This window comes from Ruegeria sp. CJ9 (assembly GCF_056536625.1).
Genome location: NZ_JBQFPY010000010.1, coordinates 52587 through 71586, shown reverse-complemented (window position 1 = coordinate 71586; position 19000 = coordinate 52587). Strand labels below are relative to the sequence as shown.

At 60.0% G+C, this 19000-nt stretch carries 17 protein-coding genes; 9 read left to right on the top strand and 8 right to left on the bottom strand.

The window, feature by feature from the left end; all coding sequences use genetic code 11:
* Positions 1–117: 117 nt before the first annotated feature.
* Positions 118–606, top strand: a complete 489-nt coding sequence (locus tag ACR0AJ_RS18120) for a peptidase associated/transthyretin-like domain-containing protein (protein ID WP_170414356.1) — start codon at positions 118–120, stop codon at positions 604–606.
* 8 nt (positions 607–614) lie between these two features.
* Positions 615–1211, top strand: a complete 597-nt coding sequence (locus ACR0AJ_RS18115) for a ferric reductase-like transmembrane domain-containing protein (protein WP_480741558.1) — start codon at positions 615–617, stop codon at positions 1209–1211.
* Here the strand turns inward: ACR0AJ_RS18115 and argF are convergent.
* Complete coding sequence (gene argF, locus ACR0AJ_RS18110) at positions 1208–2134, bottom strand: ornithine carbamoyltransferase (protein ID WP_170398860.1); 927 nt, start codon at positions 2132–2134, stop codon at positions 1208–1210. The two genes, ACR0AJ_RS18115 and argF, sit on opposite strands and share 4 nt — an antisense overlap.
* A gap of 75 nt (positions 2135–2209) precedes the next feature.
* A complete protein-coding gene (locus tag ACR0AJ_RS18105) occupies positions 2210–3397 on the bottom strand; it encodes an acetylornithine transaminase (RefSeq protein ID WP_480741520.1) in 1188 nt (395 codons plus the stop codon).
* A gap of 292 nt (positions 3398–3689) precedes the next feature.
* On the opposite strand from ACR0AJ_RS18105, the gene ACR0AJ_RS18100 reads away from it, so the two are divergent.
* Entirely contained in the window at positions 3690–4571 is an 882-nt protein-coding gene (locus ACR0AJ_RS18100) for a DMT family transporter (RefSeq protein WP_480637366.1), read from the top strand.
* Between the two features lie 42 nt (positions 4572–4613).
* Here the strand turns inward: ACR0AJ_RS18100 and ACR0AJ_RS18095 are convergent, their stop codons facing one another.
* On the bottom strand, positions 4614–5417 hold the full coding sequence (locus ACR0AJ_RS18095) for an ABC transporter permease (RefSeq protein WP_480741557.1): 804 nt from the start codon (positions 5415–5417) through the stop codon (positions 4614–4616).
* Between the two features lie 126 nt (positions 5418–5543).
* On the opposite strand from ACR0AJ_RS18095, the gene ACR0AJ_RS18090 reads away from it, so the two are divergent.
* Together ACR0AJ_RS18090 and ACR0AJ_RS18085 are read left to right on the top strand one after the other, a co-directional pair.
* Positions 5544–6119, top strand: a complete 576-nt coding sequence (locus ACR0AJ_RS18090; protein WP_170414445.1) for a GcrA family cell cycle regulator — start codon at positions 5544–5546, stop codon at positions 6117–6119.
* A gap of 5 nt (positions 6120–6124) precedes the next feature.
* Positions 6125–6769, top strand: a complete 645-nt coding sequence (locus ACR0AJ_RS18085) for an NUDIX hydrolase (protein WP_217354400.1) — start codon at positions 6125–6127, stop codon at positions 6767–6769.
* Position 6770: 1 nt separating this feature from the next.
* Here ACR0AJ_RS18085 and ACR0AJ_RS18080 read toward each other — a convergent pair whose 3' ends face one another.
* Both ACR0AJ_RS18080 and ACR0AJ_RS18075 read right to left on the bottom strand, forming a co-directional pair.
* A complete protein-coding gene (locus ACR0AJ_RS18080) occupies positions 6771–7847 on the bottom strand; it encodes a DUF2235 domain-containing protein (RefSeq protein ID WP_170362536.1) in 1077 nt (358 codons plus the stop codon).
* Positions 7825–10116 (bottom strand): xanthine dehydrogenase family protein molybdopterin-binding subunit, encoded by a 2292-nt coding sequence (locus ACR0AJ_RS18075; RefSeq protein WP_170351374.1) that lies wholly within the window; start codon positions 10114–10116, stop codon positions 7825–7827. Before ACR0AJ_RS18075 ends, ACR0AJ_RS18080 begins: the two co-directional genes overlap by 23 nt.
* Before the next feature lie 141 nt (positions 10117–10257).
* Between ACR0AJ_RS18075 and ACR0AJ_RS18070 the strand changes: the two genes are divergently transcribed.
* The 3 genes from ACR0AJ_RS18070 to ACR0AJ_RS18060 all read left to right on the top strand — a co-directional run bounded on the left by ACR0AJ_RS18070 (position 10258) and on the right by ACR0AJ_RS18060 (position 15085).
* On the top strand, positions 10258–13419 hold the full coding sequence (locus ACR0AJ_RS18070; protein ID WP_480741517.1) for a valine--tRNA ligase: 3162 nt from the start codon (positions 10258–10260) through the stop codon (positions 13417–13419).
* A gap of 136 nt (positions 13420–13555) precedes the next feature.
* The gene (locus tag ACR0AJ_RS18065) at positions 13556–14719 is read left to right on the top strand and encodes a benzoate/H(+) symporter BenE family transporter (protein WP_170351376.1); all 1164 of its coding nucleotides are present in this window, start codon (positions 13556–13558) and stop codon (positions 14717–14719) included.
* Between the two features lie 33 nt (positions 14720–14752).
* Positions 14753–15085 carry a DnaJ family domain-containing protein gene (locus ACR0AJ_RS18060; RefSeq protein ID WP_170351377.1) on the top strand — a complete coding sequence of 111 codons (333 nt, stop codon included), beginning with the start codon at positions 14753–14755 and terminating at the stop codon, positions 15083–15085.
* On the opposite strand, the gene ACR0AJ_RS18055 is transcribed toward ACR0AJ_RS18060, so the two are convergent.
* Positions 15086–15868: a crotonase/enoyl-CoA hydratase family protein gene (locus ACR0AJ_RS18055; protein WP_170351378.1), complete on the bottom strand. Its 783-nt coding sequence runs from the start codon at positions 15866–15868 to the stop codon at positions 15086–15088.
* 130 nt (positions 15869–15998) lie between these two features.
* On the opposite strand from ACR0AJ_RS18055, the gene ACR0AJ_RS18050 reads away from it, so the two are divergent.
* Complete coding sequence (locus ACR0AJ_RS18050; RefSeq protein ID WP_170351379.1) at positions 15999–17105, top strand: pyridoxal phosphate-dependent aminotransferase; 1107 nt, start codon at positions 15999–16001, stop codon at positions 17103–17105.
* Here the strand turns inward: ACR0AJ_RS18050 and ACR0AJ_RS18045 are convergent.
* Together ACR0AJ_RS18045 and ACR0AJ_RS18040 are read right to left on the bottom strand one after the other, a co-directional pair.
* Entirely contained in the window at positions 17038–18312 is a 1275-nt protein-coding gene (locus tag ACR0AJ_RS18045) for a pyridoxal-phosphate-dependent aminotransferase family protein (RefSeq protein ID WP_480741516.1), read from the bottom strand. The genes ACR0AJ_RS18050 and ACR0AJ_RS18045 overlap by 68 nt on opposite strands.
* Before the next feature lie 51 nt (positions 18313–18363).
* Complete coding sequence (locus ACR0AJ_RS18040) at positions 18364–18996, bottom strand: bifunctional 4-hydroxy-2-oxoglutarate aldolase/2-dehydro-3-deoxy-phosphogluconate aldolase (RefSeq protein ID WP_170351383.1); 633 nt, start codon at positions 18994–18996, stop codon at positions 18364–18366.
* Positions 18997–19000 lie beyond the last annotated feature (4 nt).

The window sequence follows — 19000 nt, the reverse complement described above, 5'->3', positions numbered from 1 at the left end:
GGGCTTGGGGTGATCACAGAGTGGTGAAGATCGCCTCGGAATTGATCTGAACCGTGCTATCTTTGCGCTGTGGCGCGCTCAGGTTGCTATGGATGTTACCTTGCAGGAGGTCCCGACATGACGAATTCACACTTGTCTCGTAGATCCGTAATGGCGCTGGGCGGGGCTGCTCTGGTCACTGGCGGTTCGGGCTTGCGGATGCCCGCACGCGCCGCCGGGCTGGCCCCGACACGGTCCATGCGCGGTGGGTCGAACAACTACCGCCCCGGCGCACCCATCGTCGAGCGGATCGGCGGCGGTGGGTTCTGGATGACCGGCACTGTGCGGCGGGCTGGGGACGGTGCCCCTCTGCCCGGCCAACGTATCCAAATCTGGGCTCACACAACCGAAGGGCATGAGCGGGATCCGCAAAGCCATGGTGCTACACTGACCGACGCCAATGGTGAGTTCCGGTTGGAGATGCCGCAGATCGTGCCCGCCTTTGGCCAGCCGCACGGGCATCTGGCCTATGACAGCGGCGAGTTTGAGACGGTATTCCTGCGTCCGATCATGGCAAGTTCAAAAGACCAGACCCTTGCCGCGCATTTCGTCCTGCAACCCGCCTGATTTACGTGATCCGCAGCCTTTTGATCTGGGCGGCTGTGATCGCCGCCATAGCTGTGCCGCTGATTGCGGCGGCGCATAGCCCTTTATTAGCGTGGCGCGACCCAGTCTACATCGTGGCCGGGTTTGCCGGAGTGCTGAGTATGGGGCTGTTGTTGCTGCAACCCTTGCTGGCCGGGCGCGACTTGGCTGGATTACTGCCTTTGGCCAGCCGGCGCTGGCATCGACGGGTTGGCATCACTCTGATCATCGCCCTTGTGGTGCATGTGGGCGGCTTGTGGATCACCAGCCCCTCGGATGTTGTGGATGCGTTGCTGCTCGTCTCACCCACCCCGTTTTCAGCCTGGGGCGTCGTTGCGATGTGGGCCGCCTTCGCTGCCGCCTGTCTGGGCATCTTTCGGCAGCGTCTGGCCCCGCGGTACCGTATCTGGAGGCTGGGTCACACAGGGTTAGCCGCCATAACCATTGTCGGCAGTGTCGTGCATGCGATGCTGATTGAAGGGACGATGGAGATCATGACCAAAACCGCCCTCTGCGTTCTGGTTCTGTTGGCGAGCGTCCGAACGCTCGCCAGATTGCGTGTGTGGGATATCCGGCGGCGCAGTTAAACGCCCAGACACCAGCGCATGACCGCCTTTTGGGCATGCAGACGGTTTTCAGCTTCGTCAAAGATTACCGAGTTCGGTCCGTCCATGACCTCGGATGTCGCCTCTTCCTCGCGGTGCGCAGGCAGGCAATGCATGAACAGCGCATCCGGCTTGGCATGAGACATCAACTCGGTATTCACCTGATAGGGGCGCAGCAGGTTGTGACGACGCTCTTTGGCCGATTGGGAATCGTGCATCGAGACCCAAGTATCGGCCACGATCAGATCGGCATCTTCCACCGCTTTGTAAGGGTCACGCTCGACCACGATTTTCGAACCCTTCTGACGGGCGAACCCCATGAATTCTTCCTCGGGGTCGAACTGAGCGGGACCGGTGAAGGTCAGATCGAATCCGAACTGGCCCGCCGCATGCAGGAACGAGGCGCAGACGTTGTTGCCGTCTCCGGTCCAGACCACTTTTTTTCCTTTGATCGGCCCGCGATGTTCTTCAAAAGTCAGCACGTCAGCCATGATTTGGCAGGGATGCGTACGGTCGGTCAGGCCGTTGATCACCGGCACGTCGGAATATTCAGCCATCTCGGTCAGGATGGTTTCATCGAACGTCCGGATCATGATCATGTCGACATAACGCGACAGGACACGGGCCGTGTCGGCAATGGTTTCGCCGTGGCCCAGTTGCATGTCCTTACCCGACAACACCATGGTCTGCCCGCCCATCTGCCGTACGCCCACATCGAAGGACACGCGCGTTCGGGTCGAGGGTTTCTCAAAGATCAGTGCGACCATGCGGTCCTTGAGCGGCTGATCATTATCCTGCGCGGCTTTGGGGCGACCCAGACGGGCCTGTTTCATTTCGCCGGCCTGATCGATCATCGTCCGCAGATCGCCTGCATCGGTTTTGTGGATATCGAGGAAATGGTTCATATCGTTTCGCTTTTGGCTGTCGGTCGCCGGGGGCTCTGCCCCCGGCCCCCCGGAGTATTTAGAAAAAGATGAGGATTACGCGGATTCGAGGCTGGCTTCGACTTGTGCGGCAGCCTTGTCGAGGCGGATCATGGCCTGAGCAATGTCATCCTCGGTCAGCGTCAGGGGCGGCAACAGGCGGATGACATTGTCGGCGGCGGGAACGGTGATGACCTCATTGTCATAGCCCGCGTTAACCACATCGGTATTGGTCGCCTTGCATTTCAAGCCCAGCATCAGGCCCGTACCGCGCACCTCTTCGAACACGTCGGGGTGATCGGCGATCAGGCCTTCGAGCTTCTGGCGCAGCATCCCCGCCTTGCGGTTCACGCCTTCAAGGAAAGCAGGCGTTGCCACCTGATCGATTACCGCGCAACCCACGGCGCAGCCCAGAGGGTTGCCCCCATAAGTCGAGCCATGGGTACCCACGTTCATACCGCTGGCCGCGTCTTCGGTGGCCAGCACCGCGCCTAAGGGGAAGCCGCCGCCGATGCCTTTGGCAACCATCATAATATCGGGGGTAATACCCGCCCATTCGTGGGCAAACAGCTTGCCGGTGCGGCCAACGCCGCATTGCACCTCATCCAAAATCAACAACAGGCCATTGTCGTCGCATATCTGGCGCAGGGCTTTGAGTTCCGCGTCGGGCACCGGACGAATGCCGCCCTCACCCTGAATCGGTTCGATCAGGATCGCGGCGGTCTTGTCTGTGATCGCATTGGTCACGCCGTCAAGATCGCCGAATGTGACATGCACGAACCCGGGCAACAGCGGGCCAAAGCCCTTGGTCATCTTTTCAGATCCAGCCGCCGCGATACCAGCCGACGACCGGCCATGGAACGAGCCGTCAAAGGTAATGATCTCGACCCGTTCGGGTTGCCCCTTGTCAAAGAAATACTTGCGGGCCATTTTCACGGCCAGCTCACAGGATTCCGTGCCCGAGTTTGTGAAGAAAACCGTATCGGCGAAGGTATGTTCAACCAACTTATCCGCCAACGCTTGCTGCTGCGGGATGTTGTACAGGTTCGAGACATGCCAAAGTGCGTGCGCTTGTTCAGTCAGCGCGTTGACCAGCGCCGGATGTGCGTGGCCAAGCGCATTCACCGCAATCCCGGCACCTAGGTCAAGGAAACGTCGGCCATCCGCCTCGGTCAGCCAGGCGCCTTCGCCCTTCACGAAAGTCAGGGGCGCGCGATTATAGGTCGGCAGAACGGACGGGATCATCGGATCATCCTTTTCGTTAGGTTAAGCCCCGTGAGTGATACACGAAGGCCGGATTCGTCAACAGATTTGGTGGGATTTGCGCGGATTTACAGCGCGCAATGGATCAAACAGGCCGGTTACGCAGTAATGCGTCGGCGTCGGAGTCGCAGGATATGTGCGTGTTTGATCATGCGGGGCCGTATAGCCGTGTGTTTGACTTCTGAAAACCCCGAATTTCCAAAATCAGAAACTTCACTTTGAAACTCAGCTTTTATCGCTTGCCATTTAGGGCGCAGTGACGCACCGCTGGGTCATGACACCCGCGCGCCAGAACCCTGCCCTTGCGGCTTTGCTGATCGTCACCGCCAGCGCCTTTCTGGCCGCAACCACACTTCTGGCTAAAGCGTTGGGGACGGATACCTTAGGCCCGGCGTTGCATCCGATGCAGATCAGCCACGGACGGTTCCTGTTCGCGTTTCTGGTGATCGTCAGCGCGGTGGGCGTTTTGCGCCCACGGTTAAGCCGCCCGCATTGGGGGTTGCATATTGGGCGGACGAGCTTTGGCTGGGTGGGGATTACGCTGATGTTCGCCTCGGTCGCGTTCATCCCGATCTCGGATGCCACTGCGATTTCCTTTTTGAACCCCGTCTTTGGCATGGTCCTGGCCATCCCGCTGTTGAAAGAGGGCGTTGGGCCGTGGCGCTGGCTGGCCGCTGCTGTTGCTCTGACCGGTGCATTGATCCTGCTACGCCCGACACCGGCCAGCTTCCAACCTGCGGCGTTGCTTGCCCTGACGGCGGCGGCTGTGATCGGGATGGAGCTGATCTTTATCAAAAAGCTTTCGGGCCGTGAAATTCCCATCCAGATTCTGTTGATCAACAACGCGATGGGGCTGACCATCGCCTCGGTCGCGGTCAGCTTTGTGTTCCAGATGCCAACGCCCGAACAATGGATCGCGCTGGTGGCAATCGGGGTGCTGATGGCCTGTGCCCAAGCCTGTTTCGTCAACGGGATGGCGCGCGCGGATGCATCCTTTGTGGCGCCAATCAGCTATGCCACACTGATCTTTGCCGCCCTCTATGACTTTGCGGTGTTTGGCGTTATCCCGGATGTGGTTAGCCAAATCGGTTCTGCAATCATTCTGACGGGCGGACTAATCCTTGTCTGGCGCGAGGCACGCGTCAGAACCGCCTAGCTAGGCGTTTTTTTGGGATTGCGGGATCCAAAACCTGCACCGTCATGCCTTCAGCCTGTATCCCTTTCGCAGCATCTGCCAGGTAATGGCGCAGACAATCAACATTGCGCCACTGCAAACCGCGAAACCCAGTGCGGGTGAGCTGTCAGACACCCCGATCATGCCATTTCGCAACCCATCAATCAGGTAGAATACCGGGTTCACGTGGCTGAGGCGGTTGAGAACAGGTGGCAATGCCTCGACCGAATAGAATGTACCCGACAGGAAGGCCAGCGGCGTGACGATGAAATTGGTAATCGCCGCCATTTGATCGAACTTGTTGGCAAATATTCCCGCAAACAGGCCCAACGCCCCCATGAAAGCACCGCCGAGAACAACAAACAGCAGCGCAATCAACGGGTTCCGCGGCACCAGCCCCAGCACCAGCGCCAGCGCAACGGCAACCACACAGGCGATCAGAACACCACGCACGATGCCTCCCGCCAGATAGCCCAATAGAATTTCCAACGGAGACAGTGGTGGCATCAACGTATCAACAATGTTGCCCTGTACCTTGGCAATCACCATCGAAGACGAGGTGTTGGCAAAAGCATTCTGAATCACGGTCATCATCATGATACCCGGCGCGAGAAATGTCAGGAACGGCACCCCCATCACGTCGGGTCGGCTGGGGCCAATAGCGATGTTGAAGATCAGCAGAAACAGACCTGCGGTCACCAGCGGCGCCAACAGGGTCTGGGTCCAGACCGCCAGAAAACGCAATGTTTCGCGCTGAGCCAACGTAAAAAGACCCATCCAGTTAACCGCTCCGAAACGGTGTTCGTTCTGCTCAAGGGGTATCCGCATCATCTGACCTCAACCTGATTCGAAGACTGCTTGTAACTCGGGGCGCAGTGATTAGAATAGGGGGCTGAGACGATTTCCCAAGGCGGCCCGAATCCGGGGCCGCTTTCCGCTTTTGAAAGGCAAATGATGTCCTGGACTGACGAGCGTGTAGAGCTGCTGAAGAAAATGTGGGGCGAAGGCCAGTCGGCCAGCCAGATCGCCAAGGAACTGGGTGGGGTGACCCGCAACGCCGTAATCGGCAAGGTGCACCGTCTGGGCCTGTCGAACCGTGCCACCGGTGCATCCCCGGCCAAGGCCGAGCCCAAGGAAAAACCGACCCCCGCGCCCAAGGCCGAGGCCAAGCCGAAACCGACACCCAAAACCGAACCGGCCCGCCCGGCCCCCGCACCTGCGGCCGAGGCCAAGCCCGCTGTGCCTGCCCGCCGCCAGATCATTCCGGCTGGTCAGCCGCTGCCACCGCAGCCTTCGGCCAACGAAATCAGCCCCGAGGCTTTGGCCAAGGTCAATGAGATCGAGAAGAAGGCTAAGAAACTGACGTTGATGGAACTGACCGAGAAGACCTGCAAATGGCCTGTCGGCGACCCTGCGACTGAGGATTTTTGGTTCTGCGGCCTGCCTGTGGAAGCCGGCAAACCTTATTGTGAGGCGCATGTGGGCGTGGCATTTCAGCCGATGAGCTCGCGCCGCGACCGTCGGCGGTAAGGAAGATGCGCCAGGATCCGACTGCACTGGAGGATGCCTGGCTGAAACGGGCAAAACGCTTGTTGGCGCTTGCCGAAACCGGCCAGCATTTCACCAAAGACCCATTTGATCGCGAACGCTATGACGAGATCGCAGCCATGGCCCGCGCCATGCTGGCCGATTTGGGCCGGGTGCCCCTATCGCGGATCGAGGGGCTGATCTCGGATCATGCTGGTGGTTATGCCACGCCCAGCATCGACATTCGCGGCGCTGTAATCCGTGATGGCCACATTCTGCTGGTCCGCGAACGACTGGACGGGCTGTGGGCCATGCCGGGTGGTTTTGCGGACATTGGCAGCTCTCCAGCGGAAAATATGGAACGTGAAGTCTGGGAAGAGGCTGGGCTGCAGGTCCGTGCCAGACACCTCTATGCTCTGCGCCACAAGGCACGGCATCCCTACCCGCCGGATTCGCGAGATTTTTATAAACTTTTCTTCCTGTGCGATGAGGATGGCACGGACGCCCCGCAGCCGGGTGCCGAGACCAGCGACGCGGCCTTCTTTCCCCCGGACAAAATACCTGCACTATCTTTGGCACGAAATATTCACGCGGATGTCACAGCAGCGTTCCGCGCCCATTCAACAGACCAATCCCAAACTCTGTTCGATTGACCTATTGCGCCGGGTGCGAGGACGAATCCGGCATCGGCACCCAACCCGGCAGTTCATCGGGGGCGACCGAGACATGCAGTTGCTCGGACTGGTCCATCCCGACTTTGCGATGCTTGCGCAGCAGGAAAACCTTGCCCCACCCCCGCCAGGTCCCGACCGAAGTTGCAGTAGTTGAAGTTGGGAACCGGTCGCGCCAGCCTTCGGGCAGCGGCAATCCATGCTGCTCGGCCTTGTCCAGCATCCAGATCAGGGAAATATTGCTGAGGGGACGCGCCTCTTCAAACCCGTTCAATTGCCCGCCCACGTCGCCATGTGTGCCACGGAACCAGACCTGTTCCACATGCCCCTTGAATTCGGGCGTACATTTCCACAGAACCGGCTCGTACACCTCGCGCGTCTCGTCCAGCGCCATTGCGTGATAGCCATGCCGGGTGGCGGGGCCAAGTTCATGGTTGTGAAATGCGTGCTTATCCTCGGCCCAGCGCCATAGCAGCGGAAGACGCAGGCCCAACGCCTTGACGGTGTCCCAGACACCGATCATTTCAATTGCGAGCTCGTCATGACAGAATTTTTGGCGGAACTCACAGGCTGCCTCGCCGCTAGGCGTACATTCATAGTGGCGATAGGCCTGCTTGATGTTGCGCTCGGTCGCGTGTTCGGCCTTGAGCAGACCGATCATGTCGATCACGCCCGCAAGGCTGCGCACGCCGTAAGCGCCGCGCGAATAGCCGATGAAAAATATCTTATCACCAGGTTTGTAGCGTGACGCCAGATAGCCATAGGCCCGCCGGATTTGCCGGTTGATGCCGCGCCCCATCATCACGTCCAGAGAGGTTTTCCAGCTTTCCCACTGCACACCGGATTCGTAAAAGACTGAGACCTTGCCGCCCATCTCGCGGCACAGATGGTAGGTCTGACCCGCATGAGTTTCAAACCCCGGCTCCAACGTCGACATGGTGCCATCAAGGATAATGACATGACTAATAGGTTCACGGTGCAGCGCCTCGGCCGAATGTTCGGACCGCAAAGGCCGTCCGAGCCATCCAAGTATCTTTTTACTTAGCCGTGACAGAACCATGCGTCAGCAATTCCCAAACTCTTAGGGGTGTGAATGGCATATCCGCCTGCCGTACCCCATGTTCCCAAAGCGCGTCCTGCACCGCGTTCGCCACAGCGGCCAGCGCGCCCACGGTACCGGCCTCTCCGCATCCTTTCATACCCATTGGGTTCGAAGTTGACGGAACCGGCGCCGAGGTAAACTTTATCATGGGTATCTCAGACGCACGGGGCAAGGCGTAGTCCATCAACGAAGCCGTGAGCAGTTGCCCCTGCGCATCATGCTCAACACGCTCGGACAGGGCTTGACCAATGCCCTGCGCCACACCGCCATGCACCTGCCCCTCGGCCAACATCGGGTTGATAAGATTGCCGAAATCGTCGACTACGGTGTAGCGGTCGACCCATGTTTCGCCGGTGAAACAATCAATAACGATTTCGGCAACATGTGCGCCATTCGGATAACTGCGTGCGTCCAGCGTAATGCGCGCCTCATGTTGCAAAAGATCGGTTCGGCCATCGGCGCGGGCCATCTCGGCCGCTTCGATCAATGTAGGCGTCAGGTTAGACCCTGGCGCGCGGAATGTTTCGTGATCAAAATTCACGTCAGCCTCCTCGACGCCCATCTTATCGGCCAGATAAGGCGCGAATGCGGCGATCATGACGTCGATTGTGGCCAGGGTGGCCGTGTTTTGGACTGTAACGGACCGCGATCCTCCTGTCCCTCCTCCGGCAGGTAACTGATCGCTGTCCCCCTGGATGACATTGATCTGTTCCAACGGAACACCGATCTGATCCGACAAAAACTGGGTATAGGCCGTCTCATGGCCCTGGCCGTTTGATTGCGTCCCCACATAGAGGTTCACGGTGCCATCCTCGAAGAATGCGATCTTTGCGTTCTCGGAAGGGTCGCCCAAGATACTTTCGATATAGTAACAGATGCCCTGCCCCCGGATCTGGCCGCGTTCGGCATCAGCCGCCTTACGGGCAGCAAAACCTAATGTCTGTTCACTCGCGCAGCTCAGGACCATGTCGAAATCGCCGACGTCATAGACCTCACCAGTCGTCGTTTTGTAAGGGAAAGCTTCTGGCCGGATGAAGTTTTTGCGCCGCAACTCCCACGGATCGACGCCCAATTCACGCGCGGCGCGGTCCATAGCCCGTTCAAGCACATAGATAGCCTCGGGCCGACCAGCGCCGCGATAAGCGTCCACCTGCGTTGTGTTGGTAAAGAACCCTTCGACCCGCAGATAAGAGGTCTGCACATCATAGGCCCCCATCAGAACTTTGCTGAACAGATTTGTCTGGATTGCCTGACCGAAATGGCTGTTATAGGCCCCAAGATTGACCTTGCTATGCACGCGGTAAGCGGTAATTCGGTGGTCTTCATCAAAAGCCAGCTCAGCCAGCGAAGTCAGGTCGCGCCCATGGTGATCAGACAGCATCGCCTCAGATCGGTCCGACATCCAGTGAACGGGTTGGCCCAGTTTCATCGCGGCGACGGCGACACAGAAATACTCGGAATACGGCATCACCTTCATGCCAAACCCACCGCCCACGTCGGGCGTGGTGACCCTAATGAATTCAGGTTCCAGCTTCAGCTTCTGCGCCAATTGCCCGCGCATCGCCCAGACGCCCTGCCCGCTATAGGCAAAGTGCAGCCGCCCGTCGGACCAAGCAGCCTGACAGCCGCGCGGCTCAATCGATGTAACGATCACCCGGTTATCCGCAACGTTCAGTTGCACTCTGTGCGCGGCGTCCTGAAAGGCCGCCTCGGTCGCTGCCTCATCCCCCATGCCCCAGTCAAAGGCACGGTTGTCAGGAGCTTCGATGTGCAGCGGTTCGCCTCCCATCTCCAGGTCAAGCTTGGCGGGCAGATCCTCGGTTTCCATCCAGATTAACTCGGCCGCATCACGGGCCTGTATCTGCGTTTCGGCGATGACCACCGCGACCGGCTCACCGACAAAACGCACGCGGTCCTTAGCCAGCATGTGGCGATCCGGCGCCGCCGCTTTCGAGCCGTCCCGGTTCGACACAAGCGCCGCGTTTAAAACCGTGTCGATCCCGGCCTCAGTCAGTTCGTCCAGCGCCATGACCAGCCGCACGCCATTCGCCTCACGCGCGGCATCCAGATCCAGCGCGGTGATCCGCCCATGCGCAACCTGGCTGCGAAAAAACGCCGCAAACAGGGCGTCGCCGGGCACAGCATCGTCGATGTACTGCCCCTTCCCGGTTAGAAACCGCTGATCCTCGGTCCGTTTGACCGGCTGACTTTTTCCGAACTTGTCCATTGGATGCTCCTGCCTCGGCCTGTAGGGGCGACTTTAGGCTGCACCGGTTCGTTGTCCAGAGTACCCGCAGACCCTTCCCCTTCCCCTGCGCATTCGTTATTGCAGGCGCTGACCCAAGATTGATGACGCAGGACGCACCCCATGGCGATGGAAAAGACATTCAACGCGGCCGAGGCTGAGGCCCGCATTTACGAGACCTGGGAAAAGGCCGGAGCCTTCAAGGCAGGCGCAAACAAATCGCGCGACGAAAGCTTTACCATCATGATCCCGCCGCCCAACGTGACGGGCGCGCTACACGTGGGCCACGCCTTCAACAACACGCTGCAGGACATTCTGATCCGCTGGCACCGTATGCGTGGCTTCGACACGCTGTGGCAACCGGGTCAGGACCACGCCGGTATCGCCACCCAGATGCAGGTGGAAAAGATGCTGGCTGCGACCCAACAGCCCGGACGGCGCGAGTTGGGCCGTGAGAAGTTCCTTGAGAAAGTCTGGGAATGGAAAGGCGAATACGGCGGCACGATCATCGAGCAGCTAAAGCGTCTGGGCTCATCCTGCGACTGGTCGCGCAATGCCTTCACTATGGCCGGTGCGGCGGGCGATCCACGTACGGGGCACGAGAACTCCGCCAATTTCCATGATGCAGTCATCAAGGTCTTCGTCGACATGTACGAAAAGGGCCTGATCTATCGCGGCAAGCGACTGGTCAACTGGGACCCGCATTTCGAGACCGCGATCTCGGACCTTGAAGTCGAGAATATCGAGGTCGCGGGTCATATGTGGCACTTCAAATACCCGCTGGCTGGTGGCGAGACCTATACCTACGTCGAGAAGGATGAGGACGGGAATATCGTCTTTGAGGAAAAGCGCGACTACATCTCAATCGCCACAACGCGCCCTGAGACCATGCTGGGGGACGGCGCGGTTGCGGTTCACCCGTCGGATGAGCGTTACGCGCCAATCGTTGGGAAACTTTGCGAAATCCCGGTTGGTCCGAAAGAACATCGCCGTCAGATCCCGATCATCACCGACGACTACCCTGATCCTGATTTCGGCTCGGGCGCGGTGAAGATCACCGGTGCGCATGACTTCAACGACAACATGGTTGCCAAGCGCGGCGGCATTCCGATGTACCGTCTGATGGACACCAAAGGCGCGATGCGGGCCGATGGCGCCCCTTACGCAGACGAAGCAGGGAAAGCGCAGGAATACGCGCGTGGGCGTAAATTTACCGAGAACGAAATCGACGCAATCAACCTTGTCCCTGATCACCTGCGTGGCCTCGACCGGTTTGAGGCGCGCGCGAAAGTGGTCGAAGAAATCACCGCCGATGGACTGGCCGTCTTGTGCCGCGCCGATGACGCACGTCTGGGTTCGACCGCGCTGAAGCCCGAGCATGAAGGTGCCGACAAGCTGGTCCCGCTGGTCGAGAGCAAACCAATCATGCAGCCCTTCGGCGACCGCTCGAAAGTTGTCATCGAGCCGATGTTCACCGACCAGTGGTTCGTCGACGCCGAAAAGGTTGTCGGCCCCGCGCTGGACGCGGTCAAAGACGGCACGGTCAAGATCATCCCCGAGTCAGGCGAGAAGACTTATTATCACTGGTTGGAAAACATCGAGCCCTGGTGCATCTCGCGTCAGCTGTGGTGGGGGCACCAGATTCCGGTTTGGTATGGGATCGACCTGTCCGCAGAAGGGTTCAAAGACGACGAGAACGACGGCGATCTTGATCTGGTCGAGTTAGGCCGTTTGCTGAACGAAGGCGGCATGCTGCACCGTGGAAATGTCATGGAATGCGCGGCGAGCCTTGAGGCCGTTACAGAAAAATTCCTCGACGACAATGCCAACATCCCCAGCCCGTTGAGCCACGCGACCGTTATCGAAGTCGCAGACAAACAGGAAGCGATCCATCAGTTCGCTGAAAGCCTTGCTCAATACGCTGTCGACCAAGACCCGACCAAGCTTGTCTATCCGGTGTGGCGCGACCCCGACGTCCTCGACACCTGGTTCTCATCAGGTCTCTGGCCCATCGGCACCCTGGGCTGGCCCGAGCAGACCGAGGAACTGGAGCGCTACTTCCCCACGGATGTGCTGATCACCGGCTTCGATATCTTGTTCTTCTGGGTCGCCCGGATGATGATGATGCAGCTGGCCGTGGTCGATCAGATTCCGTTCCACACCGTCTACCTGCACCAGCTCGTCCGTGACGAGAAGGGCAAGAAGATGTCCAAAACCACCGGCAACGTCATCGACCCGTTGGAGATCGTCGACGAATTCGGCGCTGACGCGCTGCGTTTCACCAACGCCTCGATGGCGGCGATTGGCGGCGTGCTGAAACTGTCCCGCGAGCGCATCACCGGTTATCGCAACTTTGGCACCAAACTGTGGAACGCCGTCCGCTTTGCCGAGATGAACGAGGTCTTCACCGACGCCGTGCCGCAACTGGACGTAGCCGACTTGAAACCCAAAGCCGCCGTCAACCGCTGGATCATCGGCGAAACCGCCCGTGTGCGGGCCGAGGTCGACGCGGCGCTGGAAAGCTACCGCTTCAACGACGCGGCCAATGGGCTCTATGCCTTTGTCTGGGGCAAGGTCTGCGACTGGTATGTGGAACTCTCTAAACCTTTGTTGCAAGGCGATGACGCCAAGGCGCAAGCCGAAACCCGCGCCACAATGCGCTGGGTTCTGGATCAGTGCATGGTCCTGCTGCACCCGATTATGCCTTTCATCACCGAAGAACTGTGGGGTCTAACCGGCAACCGCGCCAAGATGGTCGTCCACGCCGACTGGCCGACTTACGCCGCCGCCGACCTGATCGACGCTGATGCGGATCGTGAGATGAACTGGGTAATTTCGGTGATTGAAAATACTCGCTCGGCCCGTGCGCAGATGCGGGTTCCCGCAGGGCTCTATGTGCCGATGTTGGTGACCGAGATCGACGCCCACGGACAGGCAGCGTGGGACCGCAACGAGGCGCTGATCAAGCGTCTCGCACGGATCGACAGCCTGACCAAGGTCGACGACCTACCCAAAGGAACGATTTCCATTGCCGCACCGGGCGCCACTTTCGGCCTGCCACTGGCGGATATCATCGACATCGGTGCTGAAAAGGAACGGCTGGAAAAAGCCAAGGGCAAGTTGGCTAAAGAACTGGGCGGTCTGCGTGGACGTCTGAACAACCCGAAATTCGTGGCCTCGGCCCCGGAGGAGGTTGTTGCCGAAGCCAAGGCCAATCTCGCCGCCCGCGAAGAGGAAGAAGAAAAGCTGAACGAGGCGCTGGCCCGCCTAGCCGAAATCGCCTAATATTCATCTTTTCAAAAATACTCAAATCCCAAACCCCGCCGCGTATGCCACGGTGGGGTTTACTTTTGCACACACGGCCCTTGCCCCCACTTGCAAGCCCTTGCTAGCAAAGGCGGATATAACCCCGAGGTCTCAGATGGCACGCGCATTTCCCCCGATCCAAACCATCTCTACCGGGCTGGTGGTCGCCATTGTCGGGTTCTTCAGCTCTTTCCCTATCGTGTTGCAGGGACTGGCGGCCATGGGGGCTTCGGCGCAGGACTCCGCGTCGGGCCTGATGATGGCGGCCATTGCCATGGGAGTGACGGCCATCGGTCTCAGCTTGTGGTACCGGCAACCCATCAGCGTTGCGTGGTCCACTCCGGGCGTTGCGCTGTTGGCCGTGTCCGCGATGCCTGCAGCAGGGTTTTCTGACGCGGTCGGCGCGTTCCTGTGCGCGGGAGCGCTGACCGTGCTGGCCGGGCTGTGGCGACCTTTGGGACGGCTGGCGGCGGCCATCCCGACAACATTGGCGCAGGCAATGCTGGGTGGTGTTCTGTTGCCCCTGTGCATCTTACCCTTCAAGGCCGCTGTTGAACTGCCCTGGCAGGCTTTGCCGGTGATCCTGACTTGGTTCATCGCAGGGCGGGTGAACCGCTTGTTTGCGGTTCCGGCAGCGGTTGTCGCCGCAGCAATTGTTGTGGTTCTGAATGCGGGCGACACGCCCGTCACGCCAACCCATCTTGTCGCCGCACCGGTCTGGACAATGCCAACCTTCTCGCTGGCCTCTGCCGTCGGTATTGGCCTGCCGCTGTTCATTGTCACCATGGCCACGCAGAACATCCCCGGTATCGCGGTGATGCGCAGCTTTGGCTACACACCCGCCCCCGGCAGGTTGTTCTCTTCGGTCGGTTCGGCCAGCATCCTGTCGGCCCCGTTTGGGGCGCCGGCCACCTGCCTTGCAGCGATCACCGCCGCCATGTGTTCCAACGAAGACAGCCACCCAAACCCGGCCCAACGGTATTGGTCGGCGGTGATGGCAGGCGTATTCTATTGCCTGTTTGGTGTATTCGCGGTGGCCATCACCGGGTTTGCCGTACATGCTGATCCGCTGCTGATGGGCACCCTGACAGGGATTGCGTTGATCGGAGTGCTTGCCAACGCCACCCACGCAGCGCTTGATGTTCCAGCGGAGAGGGAAGCCGCTATTTTGACATTTGCCATCACTGCTTCAGGTATCTCGGTCTTTGGTCTGGGCGCGGCAGTCTGGGGTTTGCTGGCTGGTGGCATTGCGTATCTGGTCACGAAGCGAATTCGCTAGCGGTGCTCACTCGGCTTGGGATATAGTTTGACCATGCTCGGATCGCTTGGAAAACTGATCGAACGCCAGATCAAAAAGGCACAGGCCGAGGGCCAGTTGCAGGGGCTCGAGGGTGAAGGCAAACCATTGCCGGATCGGTCGGGTGAGGCGCAGAGTGATCCGGCCATCGCCGCCGGGCACCGGATCATGGCGCAGGCCGGTGTGCTGCCGGAAGAGTTCGAGATCAGGAAAAAGCTTGATGCCGCCCGAAAGGATTACGCCGAGTTGACCGATGCAGATGCACGTAAAGCCGCCATGGCGCGCATCGCCGATTTGGAGATGCGGTACAACATGGCCCGAGATGCGCGACGGGCCTTTATGCGCTAGCTACTTGAATTCAGGTTTTCGCCCCTGCATCTGCGCCATCACAACCTCCATCTGATCAGGTTTTCCGATCAGTTCGACCTGTTCGGCGGATTCTTCCAACAGAACCTCGGCGCGGGTCTTGGTTTCGGCCACTTCGATCAGGCGCTTGGCGGCGCGAATGGCCGAGGGACTTTTGCCCGCGATGTCTTCGGCCAGCGCCAATGCCTCGGTCAGTGGATCGTCTGACAGTTTCGTCACCAACCCCCAGTCCGCCGCCTGCTGCGCGCCGATGGGACGCGCGGTGTAGGTCAGCAGGCGCAGTACGTCCGAGCGCACCAGATGTGGCAGTAAAACCATCCCACCCATGTCGGGAATAATGCCCCACTTCATCTCCATCACCGCCAGCTTGGCGTCGGGGTGTGCGATGCGAATATCCGCGCCCAGCGCGATTTGCAGCCCGCCACCATAAGCAACGCCCTGAATGGCGCAGATCACCGGAACTGGAACACGCCGCCAGATCAGGGCAAGTTCTTGCATTTCATTCGCATCCCCGTGGCTGCGGGTCATCAGCCACTCAGTCGGGTCCATATGCGCCATCTTGGCAAAGCTGGCCATATCAAGCCCGGCGCAAAAACTCTTGCCCTCGCCCGACAGGACCACGGCGCGTGCGTCCGAGGCTGCGACCTCTTGCCCGGCAGACAGCAACGCCTTGATCATCGCGTCGTCCAGCGCGTTCATCTTGTCGCCGCGCGTCAGCGTGACATGGGCGATGTGGTCTTTGTACTCGACGGATACGCGGGTCATGCGGGCCTCCTGATCTTGTTGACCCAACCATGCCCGGAAGGTCTGCCAAGTTCCACCTCAACGTTGGGGCACTTCTGGCTGCGCGTCGCAGATGGTTGTCTGACGAGTGGGTATGGGGTTATCTCGCACCATGACTGACCCACGCTATACTCCGCTTGCCCTGTCACTGCCTGCAACCGTGCCCTTTGTCGGGCCGGAAACGCAGGAACGTCAGCGCGGCGCGCCCTTTGTCGCCCGGCTGGGGGCGAATGAAAGCATCTTTGGCCCTTCCCCCCGCGCTATCGAGGCGATGGCAGCAACGGACATCTGGAAATATGGTGACCCCGAAAGCCACGACCTGCGACATGCACTGGCCGATCATCACGGTGTAAAGCCGGAAAACATCGTGGTCGGAGAAGGCATTGATGGCCTGCTGGGTTATCTCGTGCGGTTGCTGGTTGGCCCCGGCGATACAGTTGTGACCTCGGACGGGGCGTATCCGACCTTCAACTACCACGTGGCCGGGTTTGGCGGCGCGTTGCACAAGGTGCCCTATCGTGACGATCACGAGGACCCCGCGGCGCTGTTTGCCAAAGCCGTCGAGGTGGACGCAAAACTGGTCTATCTGGCGAACCCCGACAACCCAATGGGCAGTTGGCATCAAGGCGCGGATATCCTGGCCGCGATGGAGGCCCTGCCTGCAGGATGCCTGCTGGTGCTGGACGAAGCCTATGTGGAATGCGCGCCAGAAGGCACCGCAGCCCCGGTTTCAGCCGATGATCCGCGTGTGATCCGGATGCGCACATTTTCCAAGGTGTATGGCATGGCCGGGGCGCGGGTTGGCTATGCGATCGGCGCGCCGGGATTGATCGAAGCTTTCAACAAGGTCCGCAACCATTTCGGAATGAACCGGGCTGCACAAGCGGGGGCCTTGGCGGCCTTGCAGGATGCCAACTGGCTGTCGCAAGTTCAGGCACAGATCGCTAAGGCACGCGACCGGATCGGCCAGATCGCACGGGAAAACGGCTTGGTACCCTTGCCCTCGGCCACCAATTTCGTGGCGATTGATTGCGGTGGCGATGGAGCGTTTGCCAAAGCGGTGCTTGAGGGGTTAGTGGCACAAGGGATATTTGTGCGCATGCCCTTTGCCGCCCCACAGAACCGTTGTATCCGCGTCAGCTGTGGTACGGTTACGGATCTGGATGCCTTTGCTGCAGCTCTGCCAAAGGCGCTGGCCACTGCGAAGGCCACGATTTGACCCGGGCTTTGGAGGGTTCAGCGGCCAACGCGGCAGCTGCGGCCTCAAGCGCACCCGAGCCGCGCGGGATGTTCAGGGCGGCCATGGCGGTTTCCACCCCTCCCAGCATCGCCATGACCATCTGGCCGTTCACGTGGCCCATATGCCCCAGACGGAAACAGCTGTTCTGATCCTCCATGCCCAGCCCAATGCCAAGGGTCAGGCCCAGCTGGCGCTCGGTATACTGGCGCAGTGGTGTTCCCCGCCCATCGGTCAGACGCAAGGCGGTAACCGCGTGGCTGCGATGGCCGGGGTTGGATACGTTTATCTCAAGCGCGCCACCTTCTGCCCAGACCTCGCATGCCGCCCAGATGGCCTTGGCGAGGTGATCATGGCGAGCCCAGACATTCTCGATCCCTTCAGCATGGATCATGTCGAGCGCTGCCCGCAGACCATACAGATGATGCGTCGGCGCGGTGCCGTTGAAGTATTGGTAAAACACCTGCGGGTTCACACGCGGCTGCCAGTCCCAGTATTGCGAGACGCGCGGCATCGTTGCCCGTTTGGCCTGTGCTTTGTCATTGAAGAACACAAATCCCACGCCCGCCGGGGTCATCAACCCCTTTTGGCAGGCCGACACCATGACATCGACGCCCCAGGCATCCATCTCGAATCGATCACAGCCCAGCGAGGCGATACAGTCCGCCATCAACAACGCCGGGTGGTTCAGATCGTCCAGCAACGCCCGCAACGCCGGGATATCGTTGCGGATCGAACTGGACGTGTCCACGTGAACCGCCAGCACGGCCTTGATTTGATGAGCCGTGTCAGCACGCAGGCTATCGGCGATGCGATCCATATCCCAAGGCGAGGATGCACCGAAATCGATCAGCTCGACCTCGGCGCCAACTCCGCGCGCCATCTCGGCCCATCCGTGGGTGAACAGGCCCGAGGCCGGGGCAAGCACCGTTTCCCCCGCTGCAAAAACGTTGGACAGGGCTGCTTCCCAAGTGCCATGGCCGTTGGCAATATAGATGGCGACGTTGTGATCCGTGCCCGCCACGCGTTTCAGATCGCGTGTCAGGGTCGGCACCATCTCGATCAGCTCGCCGTCATAGATGTTGGGTGACGGGCGGTGCATGGCCTGAAGCACAGCGTCAGGCATGACCGAGGGTCCGGGAATCGCCAGATATTCGCGCCCCTGCGCAAGAGAGAGATGGTTTGTCATGGGATCAACCTGTTTGAATTGACGCCCAACCTAGCGCAGCAAAAAGCCGCGTCAATCCATCAGCTTTGAGGCGTCACGCGCAAGGGCTTCGATCCCGGCCCAATCACCGCTCTGCACCATCTGTTTGGGCGCAACCCAGCTGCCGCCAGCGCAGGCGACATTCGTCAACGACAGGTAATCGCTGGCATTGGCTGGCGAAACACCACCCGTCGGACAGAACGTGATCTGCGGCAGCGGCGCGCCGATGGCTTTCAACGCGGGCGCGCCGCCAGAGGCCTCAGCGGGGAAGAACTTCAGCATGTCATAGCCTTTTTCCAGCAGGCGCATCGCCTCGCTGGCCGTGGCCGCGCCGGGCAGCAGAGGCAGGCCTTCGGCCTCACACGCTGCAATCAATACGTCTGTTGCGCCGGGCGAAACACCGAACTGCGCGCCTGCCTCTTTTGCGGCGCGTACGTCTTCGGGGGTGACCAGCGTGCCAGCGCCCACCACCCCACCGGGCACCTGCGCCATAGCCCGGATGGCATCCAGTGCCGCCGGAGTGCGCAAGGTCACCTCCAGGGCGGGTAAGCCACCTGCCACCAACGCTTCGGCCAAAGGCCGGGCTTGCGCGGCATCGTCGACGACCAGAACCGGAACGATAGGTGCCAGCTCGCAGATTTCGCGGGTTCGTTGGGTTTTTGACATGAAG

Excerpts from the sequence above, each read along its gene's own strand:
- ACR0AJ_RS18120 (WP_170414356.1), top strand. The coding sequence starts at position 118 with ATGACGAATTCACACTTGTCTCGTAGATCCGTAATGGCGCTGGGCGGG.
- argF (WP_170398860.1), bottom strand. The coding sequence starts at position 2,134 with ATGAACCATTTCCTCGATATCCACAAAACCGATGCAGGCGATCTGCGG.
- ACR0AJ_RS18105 (WP_480741520.1), bottom strand. The coding sequence starts at position 3,397 with ATGATCCCGTCCGTTCTGCCGACCTATAATCGCGCGCCCCTGACTTTC.
- ACR0AJ_RS18100 (WP_480637366.1), top strand. The coding sequence starts at position 3,690 with ATGACACCCGCGCGCCAGAACCCTGCCCTTGCGGCTTTGCTGATCGTC.
- ACR0AJ_RS18095 (WP_480741557.1), bottom strand. The coding sequence starts at position 5,417 with ATGCGGATACCCCTTGAGCAGAACGAACACCGTTTCGGAGCGGTTAAC.
- ACR0AJ_RS18090 (WP_170414445.1), top strand. The coding sequence starts at position 5,544 with ATGTCCTGGACTGACGAGCGTGTAGAGCTGCTGAAGAAAATGTGGGGC.
- ACR0AJ_RS18085 (WP_217354400.1), top strand. The coding sequence starts at position 6,125 with ATGCGCCAGGATCCGACTGCACTGGAGGATGCCTGGCTGAAACGGGCA.
- ACR0AJ_RS18080 (WP_170362536.1), bottom strand. The coding sequence starts at position 7,847 with ATGGTTCTGTCACGGCTAAGTAAAAAGATACTTGGATGGCTCGGACGG.
- ACR0AJ_RS18075 (WP_170351374.1), bottom strand. The coding sequence starts at position 10,116 with ATGGACAAGTTCGGAAAAAGTCAGCCGGTCAAACGGACCGAGGATCAG.
- ACR0AJ_RS18070 (WP_480741517.1), top strand. The coding sequence starts at position 10,258 with ATGGCGATGGAAAAGACATTCAACGCGGCCGAGGCTGAGGCCCGCATT.
- ACR0AJ_RS18065 (WP_170351376.1), top strand. The coding sequence starts at position 13,556 with ATGGCACGCGCATTTCCCCCGATCCAAACCATCTCTACCGGGCTGGTG.
- ACR0AJ_RS18060 (WP_170351377.1), top strand. The coding sequence starts at position 14,753 with ATGCTCGGATCGCTTGGAAAACTGATCGAACGCCAGATCAAAAAGGCA.
- ACR0AJ_RS18055 (WP_170351378.1), bottom strand. The coding sequence starts at position 15,868 with ATGACCCGCGTATCCGTCGAGTACAAAGACCACATCGCCCATGTCACG.
- ACR0AJ_RS18050 (WP_170351379.1), top strand. The coding sequence starts at position 15,999 with ATGACTGACCCACGCTATACTCCGCTTGCCCTGTCACTGCCTGCAACC.
- ACR0AJ_RS18045 (WP_480741516.1), bottom strand. The coding sequence starts at position 18,312 with ATGACAAACCATCTCTCTCTTGCGCAGGGGCGCGAATATCTGGCGATT.
- ACR0AJ_RS18040 (WP_170351383.1), bottom strand. The coding sequence starts at position 18,996 with ATGTCAAAAACCCAACGAACCCGCGAAATCTGCGAGCTGGCACCTATC.